This is a genomic window from Salinarimonas rosea DSM 21201, from assembly GCF_000429045.1.
In the GTDB taxonomy this organism is placed as follows: Bacteria; Pseudomonadota; Alphaproteobacteria; order Rhizobiales; family Beijerinckiaceae; genus Salinarimonas; species Salinarimonas rosea.
Genome location: NZ_AUBC01000001.1, coordinates 187,302 through 203,966 on the forward strand (window position 1 = coordinate 187,302; position 16,665 = coordinate 203,966).

19 protein-coding genes and 1 tRNA gene are annotated in these 16,665 nt (G+C 73.7%); 12 read left to right on the plus strand and 8 right to left on the minus strand.

Annotated features, from left to right (window positions below; all coding sequences use genetic code 11):
- Positions 1 to 15: 15 nt before the first annotated feature.
- The 3 genes from G407_RS0100915 (at position 16) to G407_RS32230 (ending at position 1,805) form a co-directional block, all read left to right on the plus strand.
- Complete coding sequence (locus tag G407_RS0100915) at positions 16 to 363, plus strand: ArsR/SmtB family transcription factor (RefSeq protein WP_029029293.1); 348 nt, start codon at positions 16 to 18, stop codon at positions 361 to 363.
- Between the two features lie 315 nt (positions 364 to 678).
- Positions 679 to 1,167, plus strand: a complete 489-nt coding sequence (locus G407_RS0100920; protein ID WP_029029294.1) for a cytochrome b — start codon at positions 679 to 681, stop codon at positions 1,165 to 1,167.
- Between the two features lie 56 nt (positions 1,168 to 1,223).
- Entirely contained in the window at positions 1,224 to 1,805 is a 582-nt protein-coding gene (locus tag G407_RS32230) for an MFS transporter (protein WP_425337480.1), read from the plus strand.
- Position 1,806: 1 nt separating this feature from the next.
- On the opposite strand, the gene G407_RS32815 is transcribed toward G407_RS32230, so the two are convergent.
- Together G407_RS32815 and G407_RS0100935 are read right to left on the minus strand one after the other, a co-directional pair.
- A complete protein-coding gene (locus G407_RS32815) occupies positions 1,807 to 2,064 on the minus strand; it encodes a hypothetical protein (protein ID WP_029029296.1) in 258 nt (85 codons plus the stop codon).
- A gap of 336 nt (positions 2,065 to 2,400) precedes the next feature.
- Positions 2,401 to 2,475: transfer RNA gene (locus tag G407_RS0100935), tRNA-Glu, on the minus strand.
- Positions 2,476 to 2,640: 165 nt separating this feature from the next.
- Here G407_RS0100935 and G407_RS0100940 point away from each other — a divergent pair.
- The 3 genes from G407_RS0100940 (at position 2,641) to G407_RS24985 (ending at position 5,041) form a co-directional block, all read left to right on the plus strand.
- Positions 2,641 to 2,919 (plus strand): zinc-finger domain-containing protein, encoded by a 279-nt coding sequence (locus tag G407_RS0100940; protein ID WP_029029297.1) that lies wholly within the window; start codon positions 2,641 to 2,643, stop codon positions 2,917 to 2,919.
- A gap of 1 nt (position 2,920) precedes the next feature.
- Complete coding sequence (locus G407_RS0100945; RefSeq protein ID WP_029029298.1) at positions 2,921 to 4,147, plus strand: FAD-dependent oxidoreductase; 1,227 nt, start codon at positions 2,921 to 2,923, stop codon at positions 4,145 to 4,147.
- A 66-nt stretch (positions 4,148 to 4,213) separates the two neighbouring features.
- On the plus strand, positions 4,214 to 5,041 hold the full coding sequence (locus G407_RS24985; RefSeq protein ID WP_043538609.1) for a metallophosphoesterase: 828 nt from the start codon (positions 4,214 to 4,216) through the stop codon (positions 5,039 to 5,041).
- Positions 5,042 to 5,152: 111 nt separating this feature from the next.
- Here the strand turns inward: G407_RS24985 and G407_RS0100955 are convergent, their stop codons facing one another.
- Both G407_RS0100955 and G407_RS0100960 read right to left on the minus strand, forming a co-directional pair.
- Complete coding sequence (locus G407_RS0100955) at positions 5,153 to 6,256, minus strand: M23 family metallopeptidase (RefSeq protein WP_052340795.1); 1,104 nt, start codon at positions 6,254 to 6,256, stop codon at positions 5,153 to 5,155.
- 128 nt (positions 6,257 to 6,384) lie between these two features.
- The gene (locus G407_RS0100960; RefSeq protein WP_029029300.1) at positions 6,385 to 7,089 is read right to left on the minus strand and encodes a protein-L-isoaspartate O-methyltransferase family protein; all 705 of its coding nucleotides are present in this window, start codon (positions 7,087 to 7,089) and stop codon (positions 6,385 to 6,387) included.
- 173 nt (positions 7,090 to 7,262) lie between these two features.
- On the opposite strand from G407_RS0100960, the gene G407_RS24990 reads away from it, so the two are divergent.
- The 3 genes from G407_RS24990 (at position 7,263) to G407_RS0100975 (ending at position 9,373) form a co-directional block, all read left to right on the plus strand.
- Positions 7,263 to 7,778 carry a hypothetical protein gene (locus G407_RS24990; protein ID WP_156917430.1) on the plus strand — a complete coding sequence of 172 codons (516 nt, stop codon included), beginning with the start codon at positions 7,263 to 7,265 and terminating at the stop codon, positions 7,776 to 7,778.
- Between the two features lie 70 nt (positions 7,779 to 7,848).
- Complete coding sequence (locus tag G407_RS0100970) at positions 7,849 to 8,694, plus strand: 23S rRNA (adenine(2030)-N(6))-methyltransferase RlmJ (protein WP_029029301.1); 846 nt, start codon at positions 7,849 to 7,851, stop codon at positions 8,692 to 8,694.
- Positions 8,695 to 8,773: 79 nt separating this feature from the next.
- The gene (locus G407_RS0100975) at positions 8,774 to 9,373 is read left to right on the plus strand and encodes a glutathione S-transferase family protein (RefSeq protein WP_029029302.1); all 600 of its coding nucleotides are present in this window, start codon (positions 8,774 to 8,776) and stop codon (positions 9,371 to 9,373) included.
- A gap of 232 nt (positions 9,374 to 9,605) precedes the next feature.
- Here the strand turns inward: G407_RS0100975 and G407_RS30070 are convergent, their stop codons facing one another.
- Positions 9,606 to 10,466 (minus strand): PRC-barrel domain-containing protein, encoded by an 861-nt coding sequence (locus G407_RS30070; protein WP_052340797.1) that lies wholly within the window; start codon positions 10,464 to 10,466, stop codon positions 9,606 to 9,608.
- 155 nt (positions 10,467 to 10,621) lie between these two features.
- Positions 10,622 to 11,479: a transporter substrate-binding domain-containing protein gene (locus G407_RS0100985; RefSeq protein ID WP_245258993.1), complete on the minus strand. Its 858-nt coding sequence runs from the start codon at positions 11,477 to 11,479 to the stop codon at positions 10,622 to 10,624.
- Positions 11,480 to 11,789: 310 nt separating this feature from the next.
- On the opposite strand from G407_RS0100985, the gene G407_RS25000 reads away from it, so the two are divergent.
- Positions 11,790 to 13,745, plus strand: coding sequence for a glycosyltransferase (locus G407_RS25000; protein ID WP_084327148.1), 1,956 nt, complete (start codon positions 11,790 to 11,792; stop codon positions 13,743 to 13,745).
- Positions 13,746 to 13,776: 31 nt separating this feature from the next.
- Here the strand turns inward: G407_RS25000 and G407_RS0100995 are convergent, their stop codons facing one another.
- Together G407_RS0100995 and G407_RS25005 are read right to left on the minus strand one after the other, a co-directional pair.
- A complete protein-coding gene (locus tag G407_RS0100995; protein WP_029029304.1) occupies positions 13,777 to 14,373 on the minus strand; it encodes an SCO family protein in 597 nt (198 codons plus the stop codon).
- Positions 14,374 to 14,419: 46 nt separating this feature from the next.
- Positions 14,420 to 14,626 carry a hypothetical protein gene (locus G407_RS25005; RefSeq protein WP_043538610.1) on the minus strand — a complete coding sequence of 69 codons (207 nt, stop codon included), beginning with the start codon at positions 14,624 to 14,626 and terminating at the stop codon, positions 14,420 to 14,422.
- Between the two features lie 230 nt (positions 14,627 to 14,856).
- Between G407_RS25005 and G407_RS0101005 the strand changes: the two genes are divergently transcribed.
- Entirely contained in the window at positions 14,857 to 15,156 is a 300-nt protein-coding gene (locus tag G407_RS0101005; protein ID WP_029029305.1) for a hypothetical protein, read from the plus strand.
- A 58-nt stretch (positions 15,157 to 15,214) separates the two neighbouring features.
- Positions 15,215 to 16,660 carry a protein adenylyltransferase SelO family protein gene (locus G407_RS25010; RefSeq protein ID WP_043538611.1) on the plus strand — a complete coding sequence of 482 codons (1,446 nt, stop codon included), beginning with the start codon at positions 15,215 to 15,217 and terminating at the stop codon, positions 16,658 to 16,660.
- Positions 16,661 to 16,665 lie beyond the last annotated feature (5 nt).

Consider the following 16,665-nt stretch of genomic DNA (forward strand, 5'->3'; position numbering starts at 1 on the left):
CCGAAAGGCGCCTCGATGACCGCCGTCCCTCAGATGCTGGATCACGCCGCACCGGCGCCGATCGACGTGGATCAGCTCCTCGCCAACGCCCGCCAGGCCAGCGAATTCCTGAAGGCGCTCTCCCACGAGACGCGGCTCATCATCCTGTGCGTGCTCATCGAGGGCGAGAAGTCGGTGACCGAGCTCGAGGAGATGCTGAACATGCGCCAGCCGGCGGTGTCGCAGCAGCTCGCCCGCCTGCGCGCGGACGATCTCGTGGCGAGCCGCCGCGACGGCAAGAACATCTACTACTCCCTCGCCCGCCCCGAGGTGATCGAGGTGATCGGCTCCCTCCAGCGCGCCTTCTGCCCGCCGGAGCGTTGAGGCGCGGCGCCGCCCCGCCACACCCGACGCGCGGCCCTGCTGCGCCGCCTGCGGCGCAGCGAGCGGGCGGCGCGGCGCGCCGGCCGCGCCGCGGCAATCGAGGCACAGGCACCTCCACGTAGTCGCCCCGCGTGCGTAGCGTGAAGGTCACCGGCGTGTCGGTCCTGTTGCGCCAGAACCAGCCGTGGTTCCCGTCGAAGGCGGCGACGAGGGGGAACCGAGCGTCACAGTTGATCCAGCGCAAAGAAGCATTAGTAATATCGCATATTCTAAGGCTCAGCCGGGGCGCCGCCCCGTTGTCGCGGAGGAGCCGAGATGGCGAGACCGACCGGGTACACGCGCACGCAAATCGTCCTGCATTGGGCCGTCGTCGGCCTCATCGCCCTGCAATACCTCCTCCATGAGCCCATTGCGGAGGCTTGGGACGCGTGGCGCGGCGGAGCCGAGATCGCCTTCGATCCTCTCGTGGCCCAGCACGTTGTCGGAGGCCTGCTCGTCGCTGCGCTCGCGGCATGGCGCCTCGTTCTGCGCTTCCGGCACGGCGCACCACCGCCTCCCGAAGCGGAGCACGCCGCGCTGCGAGCGGCGTCGCACGCAGCCCATTGGAGCTTCTACGCGTTCATGCTTCTGATGCCGCTTTCCGGCGCTGTGGCCTGGTTCGCTGGTGCGCAAGAGGCGGCGGAGGCGCACAACGTGATGAAGATCGCGCTCCTCGCTCTGACCGGCCTGCACGTCGCGGCGGTGATCTTCCATCAGGTCGTGCTCAAGAGCGGCGTGCTCTCGCGGATGCGGCGTCCGGCGTGAGGGCATTCGAGGCCGAGGCGCGCTCCACATGATATCCCGCCACGAACTCGTGGAATATGCCCCCTATGCTCTCCGTCCTGGCGAACACCACCTACCGACGCCTCTTCGCCGCCCAGGTGCTCTCGCTGCTGGGGACGGGCCTGACGACCGTGGCGCTCGGGCTCCTCGCCTGGGAGCTCGCCGGCACCGATGCCGGGCTCGTGCTCGGGACCGCGCTCGCGATCAAGATGGTCGCCTATGTCGGCATCGCGCCGATTGCCGGTGCGCTCGCCGGGCGCTTCCCGCGCCGCGAGTTCCTGGTCGGTCTCGACCTGTTCCGGGCGGCGATGGTGCTGCTCCTGCCCTTCGTCACGCAGGTCTGGCAGATCTACGCTCTCGTTTTCCTGTTCCAGGCCTCGTCGGCCGCGTTCACGCCGACCTTCCAGGCGACGATCCCGGACTTGCTGGCCGACGAGAAGGACTACACCGCCGCGCTCGCCCTCTCGCGCCTCGCCTACGATCTCGAGGCGCTCGCGAGCCCCCTGCTCGCCGCGCTCGCGCTGACCCTCGTCTCGTTCCACTGGCTCTTCGTCGGCCAGAGGACCGTCCGGCGCTGTTCGCGGCGCAGTTCGCGCTGTCGCACGCCTGCTGGCTCGTGACCTACCCGCTATGGGCCTCGACGCCGCCTTCGCGCTCCTGGCGCTCGGCTCGGCCGGTGGGGTGGCCGTCGCCGCGCGGGTCTGGCCGCGGCACGATCCGGCCGAGGTCGAGCACGAGCACGAGGCGATCGAGCACGTCCACGACCGGGTCGACGACGATCACCATGCGCCGGGCGCCCTCGAGGCGGGTGCGACCGGCCCGCGCCACCGGCATCGGCCGACGCGCCACGCCCACGCATTCGTCATCGACGACCACCATCCGCGCTGGCCGAGGAGAGGTCGGCCGCCCGACCGCTGGGGTGTGACTGCGGGAGCGGGATCGAGGGCCAGCCGATGGGCACGGGTCCGGCGGATCTTCATCGCCCCGAAGCCGCGACCGACCGATGGAGCCGTCGCGGGCGAGCACGCCCGTGAGGAGGCTGATCCGAGGCTGCGGCGCTGACCGACTCGTCACGCCGGACGGAGACGTCGCCTCGCGCATGGGCGACGTGTCGCTCTCGCAAGCGTCGAGGTCTTCCCAGTCTCGCGGCGGTGGTGCGGCGGTTCCGAACGGTCCAGGTCACGTTCGCGGCTTTCTCGCGAACGGCAGACCTGCTGGCGCGCCCTGCGGGAATCGAACCCGCCTCTTCAGCGTGAAAGGCTGATGTCCTAACCGATAGACGAAGGGCGCTCCGGCCGCGGGGCGTCGGGCCCGTCGCGGCTGGGCCGTCATAGAGGGCTTCGGCGGCGCTCGCAAGCCTCCCGTGCGCGGCGGGAGCGCGCATTCGGCGCTGGCCCTGCGCGCCGCGGCGCACTATGGTCCGCCGCGCCGAGAGACCCGGACCACGGACACGAGATGGCCGAGAAGACGACTCCCCACTTCGCCAACGACGCGGGCGTGCCGATCATCCACATCGGGGCGAAGGAGTTCATGTGCATCGGGGCGAAGCCGCCCTTCGATCACCCCCACGAATTCCTCGACATGGGCGCCGAGGACGAGATCATCTGCCCCTATTGCTCGACGCTCTTCCGCTACCGGCCGGACCTGACGACGCAGCAATCCGACCCGCCGGAATGCCTCTGGACCGGCGGCGCGCTCGACATCGCCGCGGCCCACACCGGCCCCTCGCGCTGAGATGACCCGCCCGTCGGTCGCGATCGCCGGGGCCGGCATCGCGGGCCTCGCCGCCGCGCTCGCGCTCTCGCGCGCCGGCCACCCGGTGACGCTGGTGGAGCGGCGCACCGGCTTCTCGGAGGTCGGCGCCGGCCTGCAGCTGTCGCCGAACGCGAGCCGCATCCTCCTCGATCTCGGGCTCGGCCCCGCGCTCGCGCGGCACGTCGGGGAGCCGCGCCGTGTGGTGATTCGCGACATCGCGCGGGGCCGCACGCTCGCCGAGATGCCGCTCGGCGAGGCCATGCGCGGGCGCTTCGGCGCGCCGTACTGGGTGGTCCACCGCGCCGACCTGCAGACGATCCTTCTCGACGCCGTGCGCGCGCGCCCGGACGTCCGCCTCGTCATGGGGCGCGCCGTCGAGGACGTCGAGGAGACGCGAGGCGGCGTCGCGTTCGCGCTCGCCCGCGAGAACGGGGCGCGCGAGACGCTGCGGGCGGATCTCGCGCTCGGGGCCGACGGCGTCTGGTCGAAGCTCCGGCGCCTCGTGGAAGGGCCGACCGGGGCCGTTCCCGCGCAGTATCGGGGGTATGTCGCCTGGCGCGCGAGCGTGCCGCGCGAGGCGGCGCCCGCGGCGCTCGCGGGCGACGAGACCGGGCTGTGGCTCGGGCGCCGCGCGCACGTCGTGCACTACCCGATCGCCGCAGGCGCGCTCGTCAACATCGTCTGCGTGGTGCAGAGGGCCTCGCCCGTCGACGGCTGGGCGACACCGGGAGAGGCGTCGGCGCTGCGCGAGGCGCTGCCGGCGCTCGCGGCGCCGCTGCGCGCGCTGATCGACGCCGCGCGCGGCTGGCTGCTCTGGTCCCTGCACGACCGCCCGGCCGCGCGCATGGCGCGCGGGCGCATCGCGCTCGTGGGAGACGCCGCGCACCCGGTGCTGCCCTTCCTCGCTCAGGGTGCGGCCCTCGCCATCGAGGACGCCGCCTGCCTCGCGCGTGGGCTCGCTCCTGCCGAAAGGACGGGCGGCGACGCCCACGAGCCGGCCGCGGACCCGGTCGCCGCCGCCCTCGCCGCCTACGCCGCGCGGCGTACGCCGCGGGCGCTGAAGGTCCAGAACGCGGCACGGGCGAACGGGCGCGTCTATCACGCGGGCGGCCCGATCGCCCTCGGTCGCGATTTCGTGCTGCGCCGGATGGGCGCATCGGGGATGGCCGAACGCTACTCATGGCTGTACAGCTGGCGCGACGGCTGACGCGACGCCGACCCTTGGCGCACTTCTTGCTGCCGCTTGACGACCGATGCGGCGGCCCTTGACACGATGCTCGTAGCCCATATCAGCGACCTCCACGTACCCGCGTCGGGCGAGCCCGTCCCCGGGGCGGTGGACGTCAATGCTGCACTGCACAAGGCTTTCACGGCCCTGCAGGCGCTCTCGCCGCGCCCCGATCTCGTGATCGTCTCCGGCGACGTCGCGGACGCGGGCCGCGCGCGGGCCTATCGCCGAGCGGCCGAGATGCTGAAGAGCATGCGGCGATCCGTGGTTGCGGTACCCGGAAACCACGACGATCCGACGGCATTCGCCGCCTTCCTGCGCCTGATCGGCGGGGAAAGCCGCCTGCCCGCCCCCGACCTGTGCAGCGTGCGCGACTTCACCGCGCTCAGGGTCGTCGGCCTCGCCTCGAACCTGCCCTACACCAGCGCCGGCGGGCTCGACGACGCGCAGCTCGACTGGCTCGACGCGACGCTCACGGACGCGCCCGCGCGCCCGACGCTGATCGCCGTCCACCATCCGCCCTTCCGCTGCGGCATCGGGTTCATGGACCGGATCCGTCTCGTGGAGGGCGCGGCGCGGCTCGAGTGCATCGTGGCCGCCCACCCGCAGGTGCTCGCCGTCCTGTGCGGGCATCATCACCGGGCGATGGAGACGTTGTTCGGCGGGCGGCCCTGCTATGTCGCGCCCTCCCTCGCCTACGGGGTGAGCCTCGACATGCGCCCCGGCGGCGACGGCGGCCTCGCCCCGGAGCCCGCCGCCTACCGGCTCCTGCACTACGACGGCCGCAGGCTCGTCTCGCACCTCGCCTTCGTCGAGAGCGCCGGCGCCGCGCGGCCGTTCCGGCTGGCGGAGGTGGCCGGGGCGCGGGCGTGAGTCCGGATCGCCGGGGCCCGAACGCAGAACGGGCGGAGGGGTGCCCCCTCCGCCCGCCCGAGCCGTACGACGGGTCTCGAGGCGACGTCGCCGGTCGGTTCCGGAAAGGCTTCAGTTCGTCAGGTAGGGCATCGGGTCGACCGGGTCGGCCCCCTGGCGGATCTCGAAGTGGAGCTGGGGCGAGGTGACGTTGCCGGTGCGGCCGGAATTGGCGATCACCTGGCCGCGCCGCACGGCGTCGCCGCGGGCGACCAGGAGCTCGGAATTGTGGGCGTAGGCGGAGACGTAGCCGTCGTCGTGCCGCACGAGGACGAGCTTGCCGTAGCCGCGCAGCTCCTCGCCGGCATAGGCGACGGTGCCGCTCTCGGCGGCGCGCACCGGCGTGCCTTCCGGCACCGCGATGTTGATGCCCTCGTTCCCGGCGGTGCCGAAGCCGGAGATCACGCGCCCGCGCGCCGGCCAGCGGAAGTCGAGACCCGTCGCGGCGGAGGGCAGGCTCGCCACCTGCGTGGGCGCCGCCGCGGGAGCGGAGGGCTGTTGCACGGGTGCCTGAGCGGGGGCCTGTGCGACCGGCTGGGCGGGCGGCCGGGCCGGAGACTGGGCGACCGGCGGCACAGTGGACGCCGCCGGGCCGGGGCTGCGCGCCGGTGCGCGCGGCGGCAGCGGCGCGCTCGCGACGACGGTGCCCGTCTGCGTCGGGGCGGGAGAGGCGGCCGTCTGCGGCGGTGCGGACGCCGCGGGCAGCACGGTCGGCGCGGCGGAGGCGACGCGCGTGCCGCCGGCGGCATTGAAGACCGGGATGACGACGGCGCGGCCGGGCTGGACCTCGGCGGCGGATGCGAGGCCGTTCACCCGCAGCAGCGCATCGACGGGAACGTTGTAGCGTCCCCCGAGCGAGGCGGCGGTCTCGCCCTGGCGCACGATGATCGGCGTGCCGCCGAGAGCGCTCCAGCCGGGGGGGCCGCTCGGCGCCGGGGCCCGCGCCGCCACGGCGGCCGGTCCCGTCGGCAGCGGGGCGCCGGCGACGGCGCCCGGCGCGGAGAGCGGGGCGCTCGCGACGGCGACCGTCGGTGCGGCGGCGGCGGGATCGACGCTGCCCGTCATCACCGGGTCCTGCCCCGGCGCGGCGAACGGATTGCCGAAGGGATCGGCGAAGCGCATCGTGTCGGCGCTGCACGCGCCGAGCGCGCCCGCCGCCAGCGCGACGAGAGCCACCCTCGCTGCGATGGAGGAACGACGGTGACCCTGGAGAGCCTGGGGGTAGCGCATCGACGCACCTGATACTCGAAACGACCTGATGCACCGATTAAAAGGGCATTCAGGTTAAGCAAGCGTTGCGCACGTCACGCCCTCGTCGCTCCCGCCGCGGACGACCCGCCCGCCACCAGCGGCGCGATGCGCACGCTGGCGCCGAGCCGGCGGTGCAGCACGCCTTCCGCGTCCTTCTCGACGACGACGAGGCGCGGGAAGCCCTCGACGCTCAGCGCGCCGACGAGGCGCCCGCCGGGCGCGAGGCGCTCGAGCAGCGTGTCGGGGAAGGCGGCGAGCGCGCCGTTGACGAGGATGCGCGGGAAGCGCTCGCGGTTTCGCCGCGGGGTGAGCCCGTCGCCGACGCCGAGCGCGATCCGGTCCGCCACGTCGAGCTGGCCGAGCCGCAGCGCGGCGGCGTCCGCGAGCGCGCCGATCCGCTCGACGCTCTCGACCGCGCCGCCGAGCCGCGCCATCAGCGCGGCGACGTAGCCGGACCCGGTGCCGACCTCGTAGACGGCCTGGCCCTCCTCGAGCCCGAGCGCGACGAGCATCGCCGCGACGGTCGTGGGCGAGGACATGGTCTGGCCGAAGGGCAGCGGCAGCGCGACGTCGGAGCGGGAGAGATCGGCGAAGCGGGGCGGCGCGAACAGCGTGCGGGGCACGCGCTCCATGGCGCCGAGCACCGCCTTGTCCCGGAAGCCCTTGGCGCGCAGCGCCAGCACGAAGGCGGCCGTCTCCACCGCCTCCGCGTCGAGCGTCGGATCGCCCTCGCTGAGCCCTTGCCGATCGACGCGCATCGCCCCTCCGTCGCGTGAGGATAGAGCGTCCTGGTTAACCGATCCTTCACCCTGTCGCACGCAGGACACGCTCGGGCGCGCAGGTGACGCCGAGGCGGGCCGGCTCGCTTGATTTCGGGGCGCGCCTTGCGCATCGTCGCGCACGCTCGGGCAGACGGCGGAGGATCGCGGCAATGCGCAGGACGATGACGGCAGTGACGGCGGCGCTCGTCGCGACGATCGGGATGGCGGTCGCCGGAGCGGCACTCGCGGCGGACGTGACCGCGCGCGGCGGCCCCGATGATCGCCTCGGCGGCTGGTTCTACGGCGCGCCGCCGGCGGAGGAGCGGGTGATCCCGTTCTCGGGCGAGGTCCCCGCCTGCGATGCGCCGACGGTGCTCGCGACGATCTCGGCCGAGTTCAACCGCCGCGAGGCGCGGTTCTGGGACTCGGAGCTGCGGGTCGTCGGCATCGAGGAGGTGCGCCCCGTGGCCTTCCGGCCCTGGTCGGACAGCTTCTTCCCGCGCCGCTTCTGCACGGCCACCGCCGCCGTCGCGCACGGGCCGGTCGTGCGGCATCACCGGGTGAACTACCTCGTCCGCGAGGAGCTCGGCATCCTCGCCCAGTCGTCGCACGACGTCGAATGGTGCGTCGTCGGCATCGAGCGGCACCTGCACGCCGCGCCCAACTGCGAGATGATGCTGCCCTGATCGCGCTCCGGCGCCCTCGGCCGCGCGAAGGCGCTTGCGGCGCGCCGGGGTCCGGTGCCATCTCGGCCCCATGAACTATCGCCACGCGTTCCACGCCGGCGGCTTCTCCGACGTGATGAAGCACGCCGTCCTCGCCCGCCTCCTCGCCTATCTCGGGCGCAAGGAGACGCCCTACCGCTACATCGACACGCATGCCGGCATCGGCCTCTACGATCTCGCCGCCGAGGCGGCGCGCCGGACGGGGGAGGCGGATGCCGGCATCGGGCTGATGGGCGCGCCCTTCGCGCCCGAGGTGGAGGAGGTGCTCGCACCCTACCGCGCGGCGCTCGCCGCCGTGCGCGCCCGCCACGGGGAGAGCGCCTATCCCGGCTCGCCGGCGCTGGCGCGCGAGATGCTGCGCCGCCAGGACCGCGGCGTCCTCGTCGAGCTTCATCCGACGGACCACGCCACGCTGTCGGCGCGCTACAACACGGTCGCGAACCTCAAGACCCTCGCGCTCGACGGCTGGACGGCGCTCGGCGGCCTGATCCCGCCGAAGGAGAAGCGCGGCCTCGTCCTCGTCGACCCGGCCTTCGAGGCGCCGGGTGAGCTCGATCGCCTCGCCCGCACGCTCGTCGCCGCGCAGAGCAAGTGGCCGACCGGCGTCTACGCCGGCTGGTACCCGATCAAGGACCCGCGCGAGGTCGATCGCGCCGCAGCGCGGCTCGACGCGCTCCCGCGCCCGGCGCTGCGGCTCGAGCTCCACGTCGACGACGCGAGCCGGGTCGAACGGCTGAACGGATGCGGCCTGTTCGTGATCAACCCGCCCTTCACGCTGGAGGCCGAGGCGGGCGTGCTCCTCCCCGCCCTGGCGGAGCGGCTGGGACGCGCCGGGAAGGGCTCGGCGCGGGTCGTGCGCATCGGCGCAGCGCCGTAGCCGCGTCCCCCGGCTTGCCCGGGGGTGCCGCCGCGTGGGAGACAGGGGACCACAGGCACCACATCGAAGGACGAGACCCATGATCCTGCGTACGTCGCCGGCCTCCCCGTTCGGCCGCAAGGTGAAGATCGCTGCCGCGGTTCTCGGCCTGTCCGAGCGCATCGAGATCGTGCCCGCCGACACGAGCGATCCGTCCGACGACCTGCGCGTGCAGAACCCGCTCGGCAAGCTACCCGTGCTCGTGACCGACGACGGAACCGCGCTCTACGATTCCCCCGTGATCGTCGAGTATCTCGACCATCTCGCCGGCGGCGGGCGGCTCATCCCCGCGGGCGCGGGCCGCTTCGACGTGCTGACCCTGCAGGCGCTGGCGGACGGGCTCATCGACGCGGCGATCATGCAGGTCTACGAGGTGCGCTTTCGGCCGGAGGAGCGGCGCGAGCCGACCTGGGTCGACTATCAGGCGCAGAAGGTGACCCGCGCGCTCGACCGGCTCGAGAGCCGCGCCGGCGCCATCGGCGACGCCCTCGACGCCGGCACGATCGCGCTCGCCTGCGCGCTCGGCTATCTCGACTTCCGCTTCGAGGGTCGCTGGCGGGCGAGCTATCCCGCCCTCGTCGCCTGGCTCGACGGCTTCGCCGCCCGCGTCCCGGCCTTCGAGAAGACCCGCCCGAGCTGAGACGGACCTCGGCCACGCCCGCGCTCCCGCCCCGTTGGGGCGGGGACGATCCGCGGGAGCGGATCAGGGGCGGGGTCCCCCGGCTCGACGTCGGCGGTGATCTCGGCTGCCACCGGCGCGCGTGCCGGCGGATGGTGACACACGTGCGAGAGCCGAGCGGCAGGGCCGCCCGGCTCCCTGGAGGTGCGATGGCATGGCACGCGCCCATCGACCGGGCGCGTGCCTGCGATCGTCACTGACGCGGCTGGGCGGCCGGGTCGGCGGGAGCGTCCGTCGCGCCGGGCGCGGGGACCGGCGTCGCGCCGGGGGTGCCGAGCGCCGGCTCGCCGGTCGTGGCGGGCATCGAGCCGGTCGCCTCGCTCTGCGTGCGCCACTCGTCGAGCGTGGCGAACTCCGGGGCGGCCTCGAGCTGCTCGCGGGTGAAGTCGACCACGATGTGCTCGATCTCGCCGCCGCCGCTCACCGCCAGGCCCGAGCCGCTCTCGCCGGTCATGCGCCGGGTCTCGTCCATCTCGACCTCGGCGGCCGCCATGTCGGTGCGCTCGGCCTGAGTCGCCGTCCCCGGCGCCGGCTGCGTCGCGGCCATGCCGCCCTGCGGCACGACCGCCGTGTCGGCATCCAGGCCGGCCGCGGCGTCCGCCTGCATGTCCGCCTCGAAGCGGACGTCGACCGCGTCGAGCGGGATCGCGACCTGCTTCTCGCCGATGCCGAGGAAGCCGCCGACGCCCACGACGATGCCGCGGATGCGGCCGTCGGAGTCGATCACGACGTCCTCGACGCTGCCGAGCGACTCGTCCGCCATTGTGACGACGCTCGCGTCCATGAGGTCGGAGCCGAGGAGCTGGTTCTCGCCCTGGCGGGCGATGAAGCCGCCCTCGAGCTCCAGCTCGGAGGCGCCCGCCGTCTGCATCGTGGCGCCGTCGGTGCCCGCCGGGGCGGGCGGCAGGCTGTCGAGGGTCTGCGCGGTGGCCGGGGCGGCCTGGCCGGTGGCCGGCGCGCTGGTGGCCTGGCCGTTGGTCGTCTGGGCGGCGAGCGGCGCCGCCGCGAGGAGTGCGCCGAGGGCGCAGGCGGTAGCCAGATGCTTAGAGAACATGATGTCTCTCCTGTCGGGTGCTCCACGGTGTGGAAGCTCGGGCAGGCAACATCCACGAACCGCCCCGGTTTCGGCGACGGCGGTGCGGCGGCGCGTAGATGGGCAGCCTAAACGCCGCGGGAACCTCCAGCGCGCCTCGGATTCGCGCCGTCTCCTCAGAACGGCCCCACCGGGAAGAAGCGCAGGTAGATCTCGGCGTAGGTCCCCTGCGCCCACAACCGCGCCAGCGCCGCGTCGAAGGCCTCCGCGAGCCGCGCGTCCCCCGGGCGGAAGATGAAGCCGATCCCCTCTCCGAAGAAGCGGCTGTCGAGGAAGGGGCCCGAGACCAGCGTGCAGCATCCCTCCGACGCCCGCCCGCCGACCCAGAGCGCCAGCGCGAGCCCGTCGGCGAAGAGGAGATCGGTCTCGCCGGCGCGCAGCCCCTCCTGCGCCTCCGCCAGCGTCTGCGCGGGCACCCGCGTGGCGCCGGGCCAGAAGGTCTCGACATAGGCCTCGTGCGCGGTGCCGGCGACGACGCCGACCCGCGCCGCCTCCACCGCTTCGACGTCGAAACCGGCGGCTGCCGCCGCCGGCGCGGCGAGCCGGGCCGGGAAGCGGAAGAAGGGAGCCGTGACCGCATGGTCCTCCCGCAGCTCCGCGGTGATCCGCAAGGCGGCGGCGACCGCATCCCCCTCCCCCGCCGCGAGCGCCGGAAGCAGCGTTTCGAACGGCCGCGCCTGGATCGTGCAGGCCACTCCCGCCTCGACGCAGGCGGCCCGGGCGACCTCCACCACGAACCCCGTGGGCACCCCGTCCGCGCCGAGGAAGTGCAGCGGCGGGAAATCCGGGCTGGTGAGGAACCGGATCGTGCGCCCGGACGGCAGCTCCACCGGCTCGCGCGGGGCGCGCGGGTCCCAGAAGTTCGGGATCGCCGGCTCCGGGAGGACGACCGCGGGGGATTGCGCCTGCACGGGGGTCGCGAGGAGGAGGGCGAGGAGGAGCGGCGCGAGGATGCGGCCGACGGGACAGGACAAGGCTGGCGGTCCTCCGGTTGAGTGTGCAGGAGCTAATGCGGTGGTGCCCGCGGCGTCAACGGTCCTTCGCCTCGGGCCGCGGCGGGGCGCCCCCGTTCGCCTGGAGGACATGCGCCGCTCGACCAGGTCGATCCGCCGATCGCCGCGCGCGCTCCTGCCGCGCGGGCTCGTCGGCGGCCGGGCCCTCGATTGCTTTCCGGCCTCCTATACACCCGCGCGAATCACCCCGAGAGCACACGCGTGAAACCGTAGCTTTCCGTAATCTGGTCCGCTCAATTGCAATCGGAACGGACGAGAAGGGGGTGCTGACATGTCCGATGCCGAGAACCGCGCGCCCGGCGGCGCAGCGGACGGGGAGGGCTTGCCCGGCGACATCGCCTTTCTCCTGCGGCACGACGTGCCGCACGCGACGCTCGTCGCGGCCGCTCGCGCGGCGCGGACGAGCGCGGTGCCCGCCTGCGATGCCCTCCTCGCCCGCGGCCTCCTCGGCGAGGAGCGCTTCTACCGCGCGCTCGCCGCGGAGATCGGGGCGCCGTTCCTGGCGACCCCGCGTCTCGGCCCGCATGCGCGCATGCCGGAGAGCCTCCTCGCCGGACGGGCGCCGCTCGCTCCCGGACCGCCCGGCGCGCCGGCGACCGTTGCGGCGCCCCGGGGTGCGGCGGTCGGCGCGCTGGTCGCCCGGGGGCGTGCCCCGAACGGCCTGGCCCTCGCCACCCCGCGGGCGCTGCGCGAGGCGATGCTCGCGCTCCATGGCGCGGCGGTCGCACGGCGCGCGGCGCACGGGCTCGCGGATCGCACGCCGCATTTCTCCTACCGCGGCGGGCCGAGCATCGGTCAGCGCCGCACCATCGCCCTCGTCGCGCTGGCGATCCTGGCGGGCGCCGCGGTGCTGGACGGCGTCCTCGTCGCCCTCGGCGCCCTCGCCTGCGTGCTGTTCGTGGTGCTCGCCACGATCCGCTTCGCCACCTGCCTCGAGAGCGTCGCGACGGCGCCGCTGCGGGCCGTGGCACGCATCCCCGACGCGGACCTGCCGGTCTACACCATCCTCGTGCCGCTCGCCGACGAGGCGCGGGTCGTGCGCCGGCTGGCCGAGGACCTCCTCGCGCTCGACTACCCGCCGGAGAAGCTCGACATCAAGCTCCTCGTCGAGGCCGACGACGGCGCGACCGCGGCGGCGATCGACGCGCTCTCGCTGCCGGGGGCCTTCGAGACGATCGTGGTGCCGCCGGGCGAGCCGCGCACCAAGCCGCGTGCGCTCAACGCCGCCCTGCCGCTGGCGCGCGGCACGTTCACGGTGGTCTTCGACGCGGAGGACCGGCCCGAGCGCGACCAGCTGCGCCTCGCCGTCGCCGCCTTCGACCGGGAGCGGCCGGACCTCGCCTGCCTCCAGGCGCGGCTCGCCATCCACAACGCGCGGGACGGCTGGCTCCCCGCCCTGTTCGCCATCGAGTACGCGGCCCTGTTCGACGTGATCAACCCCGGCCTGATCCGGCTCGGCCTGCCGATCCCGCTCGGGGGCACGTCGAACCATTTCCGCACCGCCCCCTTGCGGGCCATCGGCGGCTGGGACGCATGGAACGTCACCGAGGACGCCGACATCGGCCTACGCCTCGCGGCGCTCGGCCTGCGCACGGGAGACCTGCCGTCCGCCACCTGGGAGGAGGCGCCGACCCGCCTCGGCCAATGGCTGAACCAGCGCTCGCGCTGGATGAAGGGCTTCGTCCAGACGCTGCTCACCCACACGCGCGACCCGCGCCGGTCGATCGCGGTGCTGGGCGCACGACGGGTGGCGATCGTCTGGCTCCTCGTCGGCGGCACGGTGCTCTCCGCGCTGCTCTATCCGCTGACGCTGGTCGTCGTCGCCTCGCTCGTGGCGGGCGGGATCGGCGCGGCGCTCGTGCCGGGGCCGGACCCGGCCTGGGTCGCGGCGGCGCTCGCCCCGCTGCCGCTCCCGATCGCGATCCTCGCGACGACGACCTGCGCCTGGGGCCTCGCCACGACCTGCGCCGTCGCTGGCCTCGCGCTGCGCCGACGGGGGCGACGCGACCTCGTGCGGCTCGTGCCGACGATCCCGCTCTATCTCTTCCTCGTCAGCGTCGGCGCGTGGCGCGGCCTCCACGATCTCGTGCGCCGCCCCTACCACTGGCACAAGACCTCCCACGGCCTCCCCCCGCCCCCGACGCCCGGCGCACGCCTTGCCGCGCGGTGGTCTCGGATCGTGCACCGGCGGGGGAGCGGGCGGCGGGAGGAGGCGCCCGCGGAATGACGAAGGATGCGTTGCTCTCCGGGCGGGCCGCTCAAATCCGCCCCAGCAGCTCCTCCGCCGCGTCGGCCGGCGCCTTGGCCGTGTTCAGCCCCGCGACGAAGCGGCCCTCCTCGTCCATGATGTAGACGATCGCCGTGTGCTCCATCGTATAGTCGCCGTCGTCGAGCGGGACCTTGCGGGCGAAGGCGCGGTAGGCGGAGACCACCGCGTCCACCTGCTCGGGCGTGCCGGTGAGGCCGAGGATGCGGTCGTCGAAGCTCGAGACGTAGGCTTGCATGATGTCGGGCGTGTCGCGCTCGGGATCGACGGTGACGAACAGCGCGCGCAGGTTGCGGCCGGAGCGCGCCTCGACCGCGTCGAGCGTCTCGGCGATCTCGAACAGCTTCGTCGGGCACACGTCCGGGCAATGGGTGAAGCCGAAGAAGACGAGGTGCGGCTCGCCCAGGAAGTCCGCCTGCGTCACCGGCGTGCCGAAATGGTCGACGAGCGTGAACGGCCCGCCGACGTCCGAGGCCGCGACCTCGCGGCCCTGCGGGGTGAGCGTCAGCACCGCGGCGATGCCGAGCGCGACGACGCCGAACAGGAAGGCGGCGAGCGGCAGGACGAGGCGGCGGGTGCGGTCGGTCATCTGGTGTCTCTCGGGCGTGCGCGTGCGGTGCGCCCGAGATACGCCCTCAGAAGCACCATGCCAATGCGGCGAGAACGACCTCGTTGAACACCGCCGGCCCCTGTGCCGCCCACATCAGGAGCCCCGCGCCCGCGAGCGCCGCGACGCCGAGCGAGACGAGGATCGCCGGCGCGCGGCCGGGCCCCGCGGCCTCCCGCATGCGGGCCTCTCGCGCCTCGCTCCCGGCGTTCGGATGGGTCGCCTCGTCGATCATGCCGGCGATCCTACCGCCATCCGGCGACCCGAGCAACCGAGGATGCCTGGAGCAGAGAGAAACAGTACAACTCCTGTTACGGCCGGCTTCTTACATCCGCCAACTTGCGCAGCCACGATGTTCCCGGGCGCCGATTCGACCGGGACGATGGCTGTGCCTGAAATCTCGGGAAGACGACGGCGTTTCGTTCCGTGGCATCTTGCCACCATCCGGATCGAGCCGAGGATGACGTGTCGAGCTCCTTGTCCCAGAAGCAGAAGATGCTGCTCCGGCTGCGCGATGTCGCGCAGACGATCGACTCCGACCTGAGCTGGATCGATCCCGATCGCCGTCGCGCCTTCCTCGAGCGGCTCGAGGCCGAGCGCGACGAGGCGCTCGACATCGTCCTCGCCGACCCGCCGGCCATCGAGGACGTCGCGATCGCGCAGCACGTGCTCGATCACCTGCGCCGCGCGCCCGAGGACGCCATCCTCGCCGACGCGCTCGAGGGCTGGATGAAGCAGGCGCGGGTCCCTCCCGGCGCATCCTGAAGACGCCGGCGGCGAGACGCGCATTGCGCCGGGCGCCGCGGGCGGGCACGATGGCGCGATGCCACCGACCGAACGCTACCAGCCCGACCCGCGCCACCTCGCCCTCGGCGAGGCGTTCTACGACCGCGTTTCCCCCGCGCCCTTCCCGGCGACCGTCCTGCGCTGGCGCAACGACCGCTGGGCCGCGCGGGTGGGCCTCGACGGGCTCGACGAGGCGGAGTGGATCGCCCATCTCGCCCGCTTCGCGCCGCTTCCGGGCAACATCCCCGAGCCGCTGGCGCTGCGCTACCACGGCCACCAGTTCCAGAACTACAACCCCGAGATCGGCGACGGGCGCGGCTTTCTCTATGCGCAGATGCGCGATGCGCAGGACGGGCGGCTCCTCGACCTCGGCACCAAGGGCTCCGGCCAGACGCCGTGGTCGCGCACCGGCGACGGGCGGCTCACCCTGAAGGGCGGCGTGCGCGAGGTGCTCGCGACCGAGATGCTGGAGGCGCTCGGCGTCTACACCTCGAAATCGTTCTCCCTGGTGGAGACCGGCGAGGCGCTCGTGCGCAACGACGAGCCCTCCCCCACCCGCTCCGCCGTCCTCGTGCGGCTGTCGCACTCGCATGTGCGCATCGGCTCGTTCCAGCGCTTCCTCTACCTGAACGAGGGCGCGCAGATCGAGCGGCTGCTCGCCTACTCCATCGAGACCTACTGGCCGCAGGCGGCGAAGGCCGAGAACCGCGCCGTCGGCTTCCTGGGGCTCGTCACCGACTCGGTGGCGCGTATGGCGGCGGAGTGGTTCCAGGCGGGGTTCGTGCACGGCGTGCTCAACACCGACAACACCACGATCACCGGGGAGAGCTTCGACTACGGGCCGTGGCGGTTCCTGCCCACGCTCGATACCGGCTTCACCGCCGCCTACTTCGACCAGACCGGCCTCTACGCCTTCGGCCGCCAGCCGGCCTCGGTGCACTGGAACCTCTGCCGGCTCGCCGATTGCCTGCGCCACCTCGCCCCCGACGACGCGCTCGTCTCCGCGCTGACCCCTTTCGGCGAGATCTTCGACGCCCACCTCTCCCGCCTCGCCCGCGCCCGCCTCGCGCTCGACCCCGACGACGCGGGAAGCGAGGATGCGCCGGCGCTCGTCTACCGCGCCATGGCCCGCACGGACGTGCCCTTCGAGCGCGCGATGTTCGACCTCGTCGGCGGCGCCGACCCCGCCCGCCTCGCCGCGAGCCCGCACGCCGCGATCTACGACGACCCGGAATGGTCCGACGCCCTCGCCGCGCTGCGCGCCGCCCGCCCGCACCCGCGCCGGGACGAGGCAATGGCGCACCCGTACTTCGCGCGCGAGGCGCCTGTGACGATGCTGATCGAGGACGTCGAGGCGGTGTGGGCGGCGATCGCGGAGGGGGACGACTGGGGGGTGTTCGCGGGAAAGATCGCCGAGGTGGAGCAGGTTCGGGGGGCATACGCGCCGCTGCTCGACAGCGTGCGGCGCGACCGGATTCCCTGAGCGCC